General features: G+C 71.7%; 11 protein-coding genes. 6 read left to right on the top strand and 5 right to left on the bottom strand.

Translation table 11 applies throughout. The features are described 5' to 3' along the window. The first annotated feature begins 7 nt into the window (after positions 1-7). The 3 genes from IEY87_RS01360 (at position 8) to IEY87_RS01370 (ending at position 4,663) form a co-directional block, all read left to right on the top strand. On the top strand, positions 8-1,759 hold the full coding sequence (locus IEY87_RS01360) for a ThiF family adenylyltransferase (protein ID WP_225276894.1): 1,752 nt from the start codon (positions 8-10) through the stop codon (positions 1,757-1,759). Continuing rightward, positions 1,756-4,062 carry an ATP-binding protein gene (locus IEY87_RS01365; protein ID WP_189136600.1) on the top strand — a complete coding sequence of 769 codons (2,307 nt, stop codon included), beginning with the start codon at positions 1,756-1,758 and terminating at the stop codon, positions 4,060-4,062. Before IEY87_RS01360 ends, IEY87_RS01365 begins: the two co-directional genes overlap by 4 nt. A 145-nt stretch (positions 4,063-4,207) precedes the next feature. After that, positions 4,208-4,663, top strand: a complete 456-nt coding sequence (locus IEY87_RS01370; RefSeq protein WP_189136601.1) for a hypothetical protein — start codon at positions 4,208-4,210, stop codon at positions 4,661-4,663. Positions 4,664-4,691: 28 nt separating this feature from the next. Here the strand turns inward: IEY87_RS01370 and IEY87_RS01375 are convergent, their stop codons facing one another. Genes IEY87_RS01375 through IEY87_RS01385 form a run of 3 tightly spaced genes read right to left on the bottom strand, consistent with a single transcriptional unit; the run spans position 4,692 to position 7,578 of the window. Further along, positions 4,692-5,510: an ABC transporter ATP-binding protein gene (locus tag IEY87_RS01375; RefSeq protein WP_189136602.1), complete on the bottom strand. Its 819-nt coding sequence runs from the start codon at positions 5,508-5,510 to the stop codon at positions 4,692-4,694. Next, positions 5,507-6,547, bottom strand: a complete 1,041-nt coding sequence (locus IEY87_RS01380; RefSeq protein ID WP_189136603.1) for a FecCD family ABC transporter permease — start codon at positions 6,545-6,547, stop codon at positions 5,507-5,509. Before IEY87_RS01380 ends, IEY87_RS01375 begins: the two co-directional genes overlap by 4 nt. Next, entirely contained in the window at positions 6,544-7,578 is a 1,035-nt protein-coding gene (locus IEY87_RS01385) for a FecCD family ABC transporter permease (RefSeq protein ID WP_189136604.1), read from the bottom strand. The genes IEY87_RS01380 and IEY87_RS01385 overlap by 4 nt, the downstream gene beginning before the upstream one ends. 101 nt (positions 7,579-7,679) lie before the next feature. Between IEY87_RS01385 and IEY87_RS01390 the strand changes: the two genes are divergently transcribed. After that, entirely contained in the window at positions 7,680-8,657 is a 978-nt protein-coding gene (locus IEY87_RS01390) for an ABC transporter substrate-binding protein (RefSeq protein ID WP_189136605.1), read from the top strand. Positions 8,658-8,712: 55 nt separating this feature from the next. On the opposite strand, the gene IEY87_RS01395 is transcribed toward IEY87_RS01390, so the two are convergent. After that, positions 8,713-9,786 carry a PLP-dependent cysteine synthase family protein gene (locus tag IEY87_RS01395; RefSeq protein ID WP_189136606.1) on the bottom strand — a complete coding sequence of 358 codons (1,074 nt, stop codon included), beginning with the start codon at positions 9,784-9,786 and terminating at the stop codon, positions 8,713-8,715. A 244-nt stretch (positions 9,787-10,030) separates the two neighbouring features. On the opposite strand from IEY87_RS01395, the gene IEY87_RS01400 reads away from it, so the two are divergent. Continuing rightward, positions 10,031-10,615, top strand: coding sequence for a sigma-70 family RNA polymerase sigma factor (locus tag IEY87_RS01400; RefSeq protein WP_225276850.1), 585 nt, complete (start codon positions 10,031-10,033; stop codon positions 10,613-10,615). Between the two features lie 407 nt (positions 10,616-11,022). On the opposite strand, the gene IEY87_RS01405 is transcribed toward IEY87_RS01400, so the two are convergent. Next, the gene (locus IEY87_RS01405) at positions 11,023-11,856 is read right to left on the bottom strand and encodes a DMT family transporter (RefSeq protein ID WP_189136608.1); all 834 of its coding nucleotides are present in this window, start codon (positions 11,854-11,856) and stop codon (positions 11,023-11,025) included. A 95-nt stretch (positions 11,857-11,951) separates the two neighbouring features. Here IEY87_RS01405 and IEY87_RS01410 point away from each other — a divergent pair, with 95 nt between their 5' ends. Continuing rightward, the gene (locus tag IEY87_RS01410) at positions 11,952-12,527 is read left to right on the top strand and encodes a helix-turn-helix domain-containing protein (RefSeq protein ID WP_189136609.1); all 576 of its coding nucleotides are present in this window, start codon (positions 11,952-11,954) and stop codon (positions 12,525-12,527) included. Positions 12,528-12,603: the final 76 nt, after the last annotated feature.

Consider the following 12,603-nt stretch of genomic DNA (forward strand, 5'->3'; position numbering starts at 1 on the left):
GGCTGTGATGCGCGTCAGGGTCACCGATCAGGTGCTGGCCGCCATCGTGGCGCGGATCGGCGGTGTCGAGCCCGAGGCGGGTGGCGCGCTGCTCGGCCCGCCGGGCGGCGACGTGGTCAGCGGTCTGGTCCTGGACGAGGAGGCGTCGGTCACGGAGGTGCGCTACCGGACCAGCGACTGGCTCATCGATCGGATGGCGGCGCTCCAGCGGGCGGGCTCGGCCCGGTTCAAGGGCATCGTGCACTCCCATCCGGCCGCACTGCCCGAGCCCTCGGCCCAGGACCGCCGCGAGTACGGCAGATCGCTGAGCATCAACCCGCACCTGGGCCGGTTCGTCGCGCCGATCGTGACCCACGAGTTCCCCGGAACGCCGTCGCCCGCCGCGCACCAACTGTCCGTGGCGGGCGTCCGGGTGTCGTGGTTCTGCGCGGTGGCGGGCACCGGTCGGGTCGAGGTGGTGCCGATGCATCCGATCGTGCTGCCGATCGCCGCCTCGCTGGAGCGTGCCGGGGCCCGGGGCGTCGGGGAGGCCGAGGTGCTGACCGTGGAGGGGGTGCCGCTGCTGGCCGTACCCGCGGAATTCGAGGGGCTGCCGTCGGTGCGGGCGGTGATGTTCGGGGTGGACTATCCGGCGGTTCCCCCGGTTCTGGTCGCGCACGGCTCGCCCGTGGCGCTCGTCTGGGACCCGGCCCTGCGACCTGGGGAGCGGTTGGCGAGTGCGGTCGCCGCGGCCACGCGGATGCGGGGGCGCTCGTCCGCGCGGAGGGCCGGGTTCCGTGCGGCGCCTGGCGTGCTGACGAGGTGGGGGGCCGGGCGCCGCACGGCATCGGGGTTGTTCGCGCGGAGCGCGGGGCTGCTCGCGCCGGAGCTGGCCGAGCGGCACGCGGTGGTGGCCGGGGCGGGGTCGGTCGGCGGGTACGTCGCGGAGTGCCTGGCCCGGTCGGGGGTGGGGCGGCTCACTCTGGTCGATCCGGAGCCGGTGGCCCCGGAGAACCTTGGGCGGAGCCCGTACACGGTGGGGGATGTCGGGCGGCCGAAGGTGACCGCGCTGGCCCGACGACTTACGGCGATAAATCCGGAGATAGAGGTGGAGCGGGTTCGAGCGACCGTGCAGGGCACCGATCCGAAGGCGCTGGCCGGGACACTCCGCTCCGCCGATCTGCTCGTGGCGGCCACCGACGACGCGCGGGCGCAGCGCCGCCTGGACCATCTGGCGTACTGGGCCGGTGTTCCGGCCGTCTTCCCCGGCCTCTACCGGGCCGCCGCCGGGGGTGAGGTGATCATGACCTATCCCGGCTCCGCCTGCTGGGGCTGCGCCACCGCAGGAATCCGTGAGCTGTCCGCGGACACCGCGCTCGTCCAGTCCACCGACTACGGCACCGGCCGTCTGATCGCCGAGCCCGGGTTGATCGTCGACATCCAGTACGTCTCCGCCGCCGCCACCAAAATTGCCCTGGCCCTGCTGCACACCAGCCCGGAGGTCGAGGCGAAGATCGCGGGCTTCCTGGACGGGCCCAGGGCGGCCGGGCAGACCTATGTCGCGTTCGGCACTGAGCCTGGCTACTGGCTTTTCGGGCACGTACTCCGCGATGCCCCCGGTCAGCATGCCTTCCAGAGCATCTGGATGGCCGTGGACCGCCAGCCCGGCTGCCCGGTCTGCGGGTCCGAGGAGTCCCGCGCCGACCCCCTGGCCGGGCCCGCGCAGGTGGCGTCCGCCGCGCGCCTGCGTCAGCTCGTCGCGAGAGGCGGACGGCCATGATGGCGGCGCGCCAGGCGGTGGTGGGCATGACGGCCGTCTCCTGGCGGGTGACCCGGCTCCCGGCCCAGGCTGAAACTCCGGTGCCCGGCGCCGAGCCGACGACGGTCGGAAACGTGTTGCGGGAGCGGCTGACCGAGTTCCTCTCCGGAGCACGGGAGGCGGACCCGGTCACGCTCCACGCCGAGGTGGAGGGTGACCCGCAGACAGGAGCCCGGGTCACGCTCCACCTCTCCGGGCGTCCCGCCACGGTGGCCGGGACCACCTCCCGCTGCGCCGACCTGCTCGCGGGGCTGGTTGACCTCGCTCCGGCCACCGGGTCACCCGCGCCGCTTCCCGGCCCGCTCTGGCGCGTCCTGCCGGGCCGTGGCGAGCGGGTGCCGGGACGGCGGATGGCCTGCTGGCCGGCGGACGGCCTGCGCTGGGCGGCGCTGCTGGACGCGGTCGAACGGGCGGCGGGTCCTTGCGTGGCCCTGGTGACGTTGACCCCGGTTGAGCCGCCGCGGGCCGTGCTGCCTGTGTTGCGGCGCGCCCTCAGCCGTTCCGCTCCGGCCCAGCGGGAGGCCGGGCCGGAGGAACAGGCGCTGGACGCGCTGGAGGCGGCCTCCGTCGCCTTCCGAGCGGTCGTAGAGGTGAGCGCGGGGGACCCGGCCACCGCAACCGAACTCGCCGCGGCGTTGGGCGTGCGTCACGCGGTCCCCGGAAGTGGCCGGAGCGCGCTCGACCTCGTGCGGGACGGGACGATCGTCGCCCCCGGAACGGCCGCGGGCCTGGTTCCGCTGGCGGCCCTGCCGATGGAGGCGTCCACCCGGCATGCGCGGCGGCCCGCCGTCCTGGCCAGGTACGCGCCCGCAGGGGCGGGGGTGCGGCTCGGGCGGTCGGCGGGTGGGCGGGAGCACCGGCTCCGCGTGGCGGACCTGAACCAGCATCTGCTGGTCACGGGGCTGCCCGGGTTCGGGAAGTCGACCACGGTCATGACGTTGCTGCGCCGGTTGTGGCGGGACCACGGGGTGCCGTACCTGGTGATCGACCCGGAAAAGACCGAGTATCTGGGGTTGGCGGACCGGGCGCTGCGGCTGGGCCACGACGGCACGCAGATCAACCCGCTGGCGGTGCCCGAGGGGGTGAGCGCCGCCGCGTTCGGGGACACGGTCGCCGAATGCCTGGACGCTGGCACCGGTCTTTTGACCACCTGGCCCTTCGCCGCCGCCGTGCTGCGCAACGCGGTCACCGACCTCTATCAAGAGGACGACACGCCCACGGTCGCGACGCTCTACCGGGCGGTGCTCGACCACGCGGGCTCCTACGGCGGCGCGGGGGAGCAGGCTGCCAATCTGCGGGCCTCGCTGGGGCAGCGGGTGCAGGCTCTGGTGGCGGGCGCGGGCGGGGACGCGCTCGCGGGCGGCCCGCACGCCGGACTGGATTGGGCGCGGCTGCTGGCCGCCCCAGCCGTGATCACGCTGGCCGACTTCGGTGACCGGACCGCGCGGCAGCTGGCCTTCGGGCTGCTGCTGGCAGGGCTGGTGGCCTATCGGCGGGCGCACGCGCTACCCGGGTTCGGCCACTTGGCCGTACTCGAGGAGGCTCACTTGCTGCTTGGGGGTGGCGGTTCCCCTGAACATCCGGGGTCGGCGGCCGGGGAGGCGACGGCTACGGCGATCGCCACGCAGCGGTCGTACGGGCAGGGGTTCGTGCTGGTCACGCAGAGTCCGCGGCAGCTGTCGGCGACGGTGACGCGGTTGTTTCCCAACCGCTTGACCCATCGGCTGGCCGAAGATCCGGGGGAGGGGGCGATCGGGCAGGTGGCCGCGCAGGTTCCCATGCTGGACCGGGGGGAGGCGTTCGTGGTGGACGCGAGCGGCCATTCCTCGCCCGTGTGGGTCGCCGTGGACCCCGAGCCGGTGCAGTCTTCCCGGCAGTCGTCGTCGGCCGTGCCGGACGGTGGGTTTCCACCGGAACGGATCTGGTGTGCCGCGTGCCCGAACCCATGCTCGGCGCGGCACTGGCTGCGGCTGCTGCCCCAGGTCGAGCCGGCGCTCGCAGGCGTGGCCGAAGGCGACCAGGCGCGGGTGGCCATCGACGCCGTCGGCGTGGCTTTCATGGGGGCGGGCATGCGGCCGACGACGGAGGAATTCCATGCGGGGATGTACTGCGTCACCGCGCGGGCGCTGACCCGGGCGCGGGCGGCGGACCGGCGCGCGGCCACGACAGCCCAGCGGGAGGCTCGGGTGCTGGCCGACAGGGTCGCGGCCGACTCCCGGCAGGGACTACGCAACCGGGGGGCGAGTCATGAGATCGCGGAATGAGGACCTGAACAAGATCCGCGAGGCCATTCTGGGGGGCCAGGTCGGCGACAGGAGACCATCCCCACCCACCGGGAAGAAGGGGAAAGGCGGCCCCGCACCACTGCCGCGGCCGGCCCCACCGCCGCCTCCGTCCCCGCCATCGCGTGTGAGGAAGAGCTTCGGGGAGATCGTCGGCGGGCTGCTCACGGTCGCGGCGATCGGCATCTGGATCGTCAACGCCGACCCTGGGCCGTTCGCACCTCCACACCCCCCAACACACCAGGACGTCTACGACAGTGGCTCCGGAGACGGCGGTTCCGGCCTTTCGGCCGCCACTCCCAAACTCAAGGCCAGCCCTGAGAGCGGCTCAGTCCGGCGAGTCCTGAGCCTCACCGGAGCTGGCTTCCCGCCCGACTCCGAGATCCGCCTGACCTTCCACGCCACCGCGATGGGCTCGGCCCGCACCAACTCCAGGGGCTCCTTCAAGGCGAAACTGAAAGTCCCCAGCGCCGACTTCTACGCCCACTTCCCCGGCCAGACCTTCTCGATCAGCACCACGTACTGGACCTTGGACGGTGTCTACCGGGGCAACGGCCCCGGCACGAGCTACCGTGTCACCTGAGACCCGCCGTCATTCCCGGACCAGGATGCTAGGGGCCCTTGACGAGGTGGTCCGGGGCAGGGCGGCGGCGGTGGGGGCCGATCGGGATGACCAGCGGGGTGCCCGCCACCGGGTCCTCGATGACCTTGGCGTCCAGGTCGAACACCTCCCGCACGAGGTCCTCGGTGAGCACCTCGTGCGGGGCGCCGGAGGCGATCACCCGGCCGTCGCGCATCGCCACCAGCCGGTCGGCGTAGCGGGCCGCCAGGTTGAGGTCGTGCAGGACCATCACGATGGTCCGGCCGGCCCGCTGATGCAGGTGGCGGACCAGCTCCAGCACCTCCACCTGGTGGGCCAGGTCCAGGAACGTGGTGGGCTCGTCGAGCAGCAGCAGGTCGGTGCCCTGCGCGAGGGCCATGGAGAGCCAGGCGCGCTGCCGCTGACCGCCTGACAGCTCGTCCAGCGGCCGCTCGGCCAGGTCGGTGAGGTCGGTCATGGCCAGGGCGTCGGCCACCGCGGCCTCGTCGTCGGAGGACCACTGGCGGTACCAGGTCTGGTGCGGGTGCCGGCCGCGGGCGACCAGGTCGGCCACGGTCAGCCCTTCGGGAGCGGCGGGGGCCTGGGGGAGCACGCCGAGGATCTTGGCCACCTCCCGGGTCGGGGTCCGGTCGATGCGCTTGCCGTCGAGCAGCACCTCGCCGCCCTGCGGTTTGAGCAGCCGGCCGAGCGCGCGCAGCAGGGTGGACTTGCCGCAGCCGTTCGGGCCGATGATGGTGGTCACGGTGCCCGTCTCGACGCCGAGGTCGAGGCCGTCGACGATGGTGCGGTCGCCGTACCCGAGCTTGACGCTCGCGGCCTGGAGTCTCATTTTCTCGCCCTCCAGATGAGGTGGATCAGGTACGGCGCGCCGAGCACGGCGGTGACGATGCCGACGGGCAGCTCCAGCGGGAACGCGGTGCGCGCGATCAGGTCGGCGCCGGTGGTGAGCACGGCGCCGACGGCGGCCGACGACAGCAGCGGCGGCTGCCCGGACCTGGCCAGCCGGAGCGCGATCTGCGGGGCGGCCAGCGCCACGAAGGCGATCGGCCCGGCCGAGGCGGTGGCCACGGCCGCGAGCAGCACGGCGGCGAGGATCATCAGCGTCCTGGACAGGTTCGTCCGTACGCCGAGCGCGGTGACGGTGTCGTCGCCGTAGCGCAGCGCGTCGAGTGAGCGGGTGCCGAGCAGCGTCAGCGGGAGGAGTACGGCGAGCGCCAGCGCCACCGGCTGGACGTGCTCCCAGCCCCGGCCGTTGAGCGAGCCGCTGATCCAGACCATGGCCCGGCCGGTGTCGTTGACGTCGCCGACGGTGAGCAGCCAGAACTTCACGTTCGTGAACACCGCGGTGACGCCGATGCCGACCAGGACCAGGCGGTAGCCGTCCAGCCCGCGCCGCCAGGCCAGGCCGTACACGAGGGCGCCGCCGATCAGGCCGCCGAGCAGGGAGAGCGCGGGGATGCCGAGGGTGGACAGCAGGCCGCTGGCGCCGCCGTACGCGCTGCCGCTGGCCACCACCCCGGCCACGACGAGGACCGAGGCGCCGTTGGTGACGCCGAGGATCTCGGGGCTGGCGAGCGGGTTGCGGGCGATGGACTGGATGATCGCGCCGGACAGCGCCAGGGCCGCGCCCACCAGCGCGCCGGTCAGCGCGCGGGGCAGGCGGAGCTCCATGACGACGAAGTGGGCGGCACTGCTCGGGTCGAAGGTGGCGGCGATCACCTCCGGCACGCTCAGCCGGATGTCGCCGAGGCGCATGTTCAGCGCCATGAGGAGGCCGAGCAGCAGCACGCCGCCCACCGTCACGAGGACGCCGCGCGGCCGCAGCCGCCAGGACAGCGCGGCGATCCGGAGTGTGATGGTCGTCATAGCCGCACCGGCTTCCTGCGGCGCACCAGCGCGATGAAGAAGGGCGCGCCGATCAGCGCGAGCACCACGCCGACCTCCAACTCTCCCGGCGGCGCGACGACGCGGCCGAGCACGTCGGCGACCAGCAGCAGGACGGCGCCGACCAGGCCGGAGAAGGGCAGCAGCCAGCGGTGGTCGGTGCCCGAGAGCGGGCGGACCAGGTGGGGGACGATGAGGCCGACGAACGCCAGCGCGCCGCAGGCGGCCACCGAGGCGCCCGACAGCAGCGTGACCGCGGCCACCCCGACGGCGCGGGTCATGGCGATGTTCTGGCCGAGGCCGCGGGCCACGTCCTCGCCCAGCGACAGCGCGTTCAGGGCGGGCGCGTTGACCAGGGCGAGGACCAGGCCGGCCAGGATGAACGGCAGCACCTGCCAGACCACGTCGGAGCCCCGGGCGGCGATCGAGCCCGCCTGCCAGAACCGGAAGACGTCCATCGCCTGCTCGTCCAGCAGCACCAGGGCCGAGGTCAGGGCGTACAGCAGGGCGCTGACGGCGGTGCCGGCCAGGGCGAGCGTCACCGGTGTAGGGCCGCCTCTGCCGCCGGTCATGCCGAGCGCGAACACGGCGACGCTGGCGACGAGGGCGCCGGCCAGGCCGAACCAGATGTAGGCGAGCACGCTGGAGGCGCCGAGCAGGATGATCGAGGCGACCATCGCGAAGGCCGCGCCCTGCGTGACGCCGAGCAGGCCGGGGTCGGCGAGCGGGTTGCGGGTGTGGCCCTGCATGAGCGCGCCGGCCACGCCGAGCGCCAGCCCGGCCAGCACGCCGAGCACGGTCCTGGGGACGCGCAGCGAGCGGATGATGATGTCGTGCTCGGTGCCGGACGGGGCGGTGAGCGCGTGCCACGCGTCGGCCAGGGGCACCGGTTTCGAGCCGAGGGTGATGCTCAGCGCCACGGCCAGCAGGAGGCCGGCGAGCAGGCCGAGCAGGACGAGGAGCCGCCGGTGACGGATGCCGTGCGGGCTCGGCGCCACGGCGGTCGAACGCACCCGTCCCCCTAAGAATTTGCCTGAACCGGGGGAAGTATGCCAGCTTAGGCGCGGCTTACCTAATTTAGGGTTGCCTTACTTGATCGTGAAGAGGAATTCAGATGAGATCGTTGCGTGCGCTGGTGGGCGCCCTGCTGGTCGCCGGGCTCGCCGCCTGCGGCTCGACCGAGCCTGCCGCTCCTGGGCCTGCCTCCGCTGACAAGCCCGCGGAGGCGTTCCGCACCGTCAAGCACGCGATGGGCGAGACCGTGATCCCGGCCCAGCCCAAGCGGGTCGTCGCGCTGGACCAGAGCTTCGTCGACGCGGTGCTGACGCTGGAGACGCCGGTGGTCGGCTACACGACCTACCGCTCCATCGACAGCACGCTCCCCGACTACCTGGGGACGGTCGCGACGGAGTACGGCAAGGAGGCGACCACGGTGGGCACCCTGGAGCAGCCCAGCCTGGAGAAGGTGATGGCGCTCAAGCCGGACCTGATCGTCTCTGCCAAGGTCCGCCACGAAGCCCTGTACGACAAGCTGTCCAAGATCGCCCCCACCGTCTTCAGCGAGACGACCGGCGCCATCTGGAAGGACAACGTCCGCCTCGTCGGCCAGGCCCTGGGCAAGGAGGAGCTCGCCGAGACCAAGATCAAGGAGTACGAGGAGCGCGCCGGCCGGATCGGCACAGCGATCAAGGAGAAGGAGGGCAAGCTGCCCACGATCTCCGTCGTCCGCTTCGCCGGCGAGGACACCGTCCGCCTGTATGTGGAGAAGTCCTACTCCGGCCTGGTCCTGAAGGACGTGGGCTTCCCCCGGCCCGAGGGCCAGCCGACCGAGAAGGACGCCATCGCGGTCGACATCAGCCAGGAGCGCATCGCCGAGCTGGACGCCGACCGCATCTTCGTCGCCACCTACCCGGACCCGGCCTCCGACGGGCCGAAGGACACGTTCCTGAAGAACCCGCTGTGGGGCAAGCTCAAGGGCGAGCAGCACGAGGTCAGCGACCTGACCTGGATGAGCGCGGTGGGCATCCAGGGCGCGCACGCGATGCTGGACGATCTGGCGAAGCTGTTCGAGGTCGATCCCGCCAGAACCTGATCCCGCGGGTCCGTCAGAGCGGGTCCGTCAGAGCGGGTCTGTCAGAGCGGGTCTGTCAGAGGGGCAGGAATGCCCGCAGCGTCGCCAGGTGCGGCTCGATGTACAGGCCCTGGGACCGCAGCCAGTCGGGGTCGCCGTAGGTGCCCCGGTAGCGGTCGCCGCTGTCGCAGATGAGGGTGACGATGCTGCCCTGCCGGCCCGCCTCGCGCATCTCCTTGATGAGATCCACGCAGGCGGCGATGTTGGTGCCGGTGGAGCCGCCGACGTCGCGGCCGGTGACCTCGCGCACCCAGTGCATGGCGGCGATCGAGTGGGCGTCCGGCACCGCGATCATCCGGTCGATCACCGCCGGCTGGAACGAGGGCTCGACGCGCGGGCGGCCGATGCCCTCGATGCGGGAGCCGGGCGCCGTGACGGAGTCGTCGCCGGAGACCCAACTCGGGTAGAAGGCCGAGCCCTCCGGGTCGACCACCGCCAGGCGGGTGGCATGGCGGCGGTAGCGGATGTAGCGGCCGATCGTCGAGGAGGTGCCGCCGGTGCCGGCGCCCACCACGATCCAGGCGGGCTCAGGGTAGGGCTCCATGGACATCTGGGCGTAGATCGACTCGGCGATGTTGTTGTTGCCGCGCCAGTCGGTGGCCCGCTCGGCGTAGGTGAACTGGTCCATGAAGTGGCCGCCCGTCTCGGCGGCCAGCCGGCGCGACTCCTCGTAGATCATGCCGGGGTCGGTGACCAGGTGGGACTTGCCGCCGTGGAACTCGATCAGGTGGATCTTCTCCGGCGAGGTGGAGGCGGGCATCACGGCGATGAAGGGCAGGCCGAGCAGCCGGGCGAAGTAGGCCTCGCTGACCGCGGTCGAGCCGCTGGAGGCCTCCACGATCGTGGTCGTGGGTCCGATCCAGCCGTTGGCGAGGCCGTACAGGAAGAGAGAGCGAGCGAGTCGGTGTTTGAGTGAACCGGTGGGGTGCACCGACTCGTCTTTCAAGTAGAGGTTTACCCCCCAGCTTGAGGGAAGCGGAAAGACGTGCAGGTGAGTATCACAACTACGGTTGGCGTCGGCCTCGACCTTGCGGATGGCCTCCGCCACCCACAGGCGCGTCCCCGCGTCATGCCGGCTCACGAAGTTCATGCTTCAAAGCTATCTCATGTGACGCTGACCACTTTTTGTACACATGTGGCGTGTGAGTGTTACAATAATGAGATCGTCCGGCCGCTGGTGTGATGACGCACGCCGCGAGCACGTGGACTGTTCACCTCTCTGACCAGCACATCGAGGCTAACGCGGCCCTTACACCGGGCCTGCGACGATGGAATCGCGGTCAGGCGGCTGGGGCCGTACGGGGGATAGCGCAAGGGGGAATGATTTGATCACCATGACCGAAGAGCAGCGTCAGGACTGGTTCGAGCGCGACGTCGTGCCCGTGACATCGCAGCTGTTCGCTTCCGCCATGCGCCTGACCCGTAACACGGCCGATGCCGAGGACCTGGTCCAGGAGACCGTGGCCAAGGCGTACAGCTCCTATCACCAGTTTCGTGAGGGCACCAACCTCAAGGCGTGGCTGCACCGCATCCTGACCAACAACTTCATCAACGACTACCGCAAGAAGCAGCGTTCTCCCAAACTGTCGGCGGCCGAGGACATCGAGGACTGGCAGTTGCACGCCGCCGAGTCGCACAGCTCGACCGGGCTGCGCTCCGCCGAGAACGAGGCGCTCGACCGGCTGCCCGACAACGTGGTGATGAACGCGCTGCGCGCGCTGCCCGAGGACTTCCGCCTGGCGGTATACCTGGCCGACGTCGAGGGCTTCGCCTACAAGGAGATCGCCGACCGCATGGGCACGCCCATCGGCACCGTCATGTCCAGGCTCCACCGGGGCCGCCGCCAGCTGCGCGGCATGCTTGAGACGCACGTCCGCGAGGAAGGCGCCGTCCGCCTGCCCGCCTCCAGCGTGGCCTGACGCCTGACGCACGCCTGACGCCTGGCGCAGCCTCATGTGCAGCCGGACGCGCAGCAGCCCGTCCTGCGAGCGAAGCTCCACCAGATCGCAGAGCTGACGACTGATCCAGAGCCCGTATCCCCGCTGGGATTCGGGCTCTGGTCGTATGGAGCCGGGTAAGGGGTCCTCCAGCCGGCCGCCGGAGTCGCTGATCTCGGGTGCCGGCCGCGTGTCGTAGAAGCGCAGGGCGGTGGCGTGCGCGCCGGCCAGCGCGGTGTTGATCACCGACTCGTACCGGATCCACTCGCGGGTCTCGATCTCGCTCCGGCCGGCCCAGCGGGGCTCGCCCACCAGGAGCGTGCGCCGCCCCGGGCGTAGTCGTGGCAGTCGGCCAGGGTGCGCCGCGAAACGTAACAAGCGCTCGCCGCCTACGCAACGGCTATCAGCGCGACCGCACCCAACGCGCATGCGACTCCGGTCACTTGGATCGCGTGCAGCCGCTCCCCGAGCACCTGTCTGGCCAGCAGCAGCGTGCTCGCCGGATAGAGCGAGACCAGCACCACCACCAGGCTCAGCATGCCCTGCTCCTTGGCCAGCAGATAGAGCACGTTGGCCACCATGTCGAGCACGCCCGCGGCCAGGATGACGGGCAGCGATCCGGTGCTCGGCCGCAGCGCGCGCCGCGTCGCCAGAGCGAGCGCGACCACCACCGAGATGGACGACAGTCGCGCGCCGACCAGCGGCCAGAGGCCCGCCCCGTCAGGGGTGAGGTCCAGCAGGATGAAGAACCCGCCGAACCCGGCGCCCGCCGCCAGCGCGGTGAGCAGCGAGCCCGTCGAGCCGCTCCCGGCCGCCGTGCGGTCCTGGCTGACCAGCAGCACCGAGCCGAGGGCCAGCACGACTCCGGCCAGCGCCAGCGGGGCCGGGCGCTCCCCCCGGGCCAGGCCGTACATCACGGGCAGGGCGGCGGAGGTGACCGCCGTGGTGGGCGCGACCACCGACATGACGCCGCTCGCCAGCGCCCGGTAGAACAGGACCAGGCCGGCGGCGCCGCACAGGCCCGCACCGAGCCCCCAGCCGAGCGCGCCCCCGCTGAACAGACCGGGCAGCGCCGGCAGCAGGACCAGGATGAGCGCCAGCCCGGCGAGCTGGGAGAGCGCGACGACGGCGAGCACCCGCGATCGCCGGGTGGCGAGCCCGCCGAAGAAGTCGGCCGTGCCGTACACCACCGCACAGGCGGTCGCCAGAATCACCGCGGTCACGGATCCCTCGTTTCTCGCATAGTTCAGTTCATTGCACTTCCAGTACAGTACACAGAGTGCAACACAGTGCAAATCCTTTCCACTAGACTGCACTGGTGCAGGATCCGGAGACGATCACACAGGCCATCGCGACCAACGTCCGCGCCCAGCGCACCCACCGCGGCCTGACGCTCGACGCCCTGGCCGCCAGGTCCGGCGTGAGCAGGGGCATGCTGGTCCAGGTCGAGCAGGCCAGGACCAACCCGAGTGTGTCCACCCTCACCCGGATCGCCTCGGCGCTCGGCGTGACCGTGGCCCGGCTGGTCGAGGTGTCCGACGTGCCGATGGTCAGGGTCGTGGACAAGGCGGACGTGGTCACCTTCGAGCAGGGCGACGTGCGGGCCAGGCTGCTCGTCGGGGCGGACTCGCCGATGATCCTGGAGCTGTGGGACTGGCGGCTCGCGCCGGGCGAGCACCACGACGGCGATCCGCACCCCGCGGGCACCCGCGAGATGCTCACCGTGCTCGCCGGCGAGCTGACCCTCACCGTCCACGGCAAGAGCCATGCGATCGGCGTCGACGACGCGGTGCTCTTCACCGCCGACCGGGCGCACCGCTACGCCAACGAGGGGCGGGAAGAGCTCAGGTTCGTGATGGTCGTCGCCGAACCGCGCGCGCTCGCCGACCAATAACGTCATATGGCTTCCCGATCACCATCTGGAGTTTCATGATTACTTTATGTTCTTGACGGCTGCGGCTTGTCGGTGG

The organism is Nonomuraea glycinis, from assembly GCF_014646515.1.
Classification (GTDB): domain Bacteria; phylum Actinomycetota; class Actinomycetes; order Streptosporangiales; family Streptosporangiaceae; genus Nonomuraea; species Nonomuraea glycinis.

Bases quoted from the DNA above. Each gene is read 5' to 3' on its own strand.
- IEY87_RS01375 (WP_189136602.1), bottom strand. From the start codon at position 5,510: ATGAGACTCCAGGCCGCGAGCGTCAAGCTCGGGTACGGCGACCGCACC.
- IEY87_RS01390 (WP_189136605.1), top strand. From the start codon at position 7,680: ATGAGATCGTTGCGTGCGCTGGTGGGCGCCCTGCTGGTCGCCGGGCTC.
- IEY87_RS01380 (WP_189136603.1), bottom strand. From the start codon at position 6,547: ATGACGACCATCACACTCCGGATCGCCGCGCTGTCCTGGCGGCTGCGG.
- IEY87_RS01360 (WP_225276894.1), top strand. From the start codon at position 8: ATGCGCGTCAGGGTCACCGATCAGGTGCTGGCCGCCATCGTGGCGCGG.
- IEY87_RS01400 (WP_225276850.1), top strand. From the start codon at position 10,031: ATGACCGAAGAGCAGCGTCAGGACTGGTTCGAGCGCGACGTCGTGCCC.
- IEY87_RS01395 (WP_189136606.1), bottom strand. From the start codon at position 9,786: ATGAACTTCGTGAGCCGGCATGACGCGGGGACGCGCCTGTGGGTGGCG.
- IEY87_RS01365 (WP_189136600.1), top strand. From the start codon at position 1,756: ATGATGGCGGCGCGCCAGGCGGTGGTGGGCATGACGGCCGTCTCCTGG.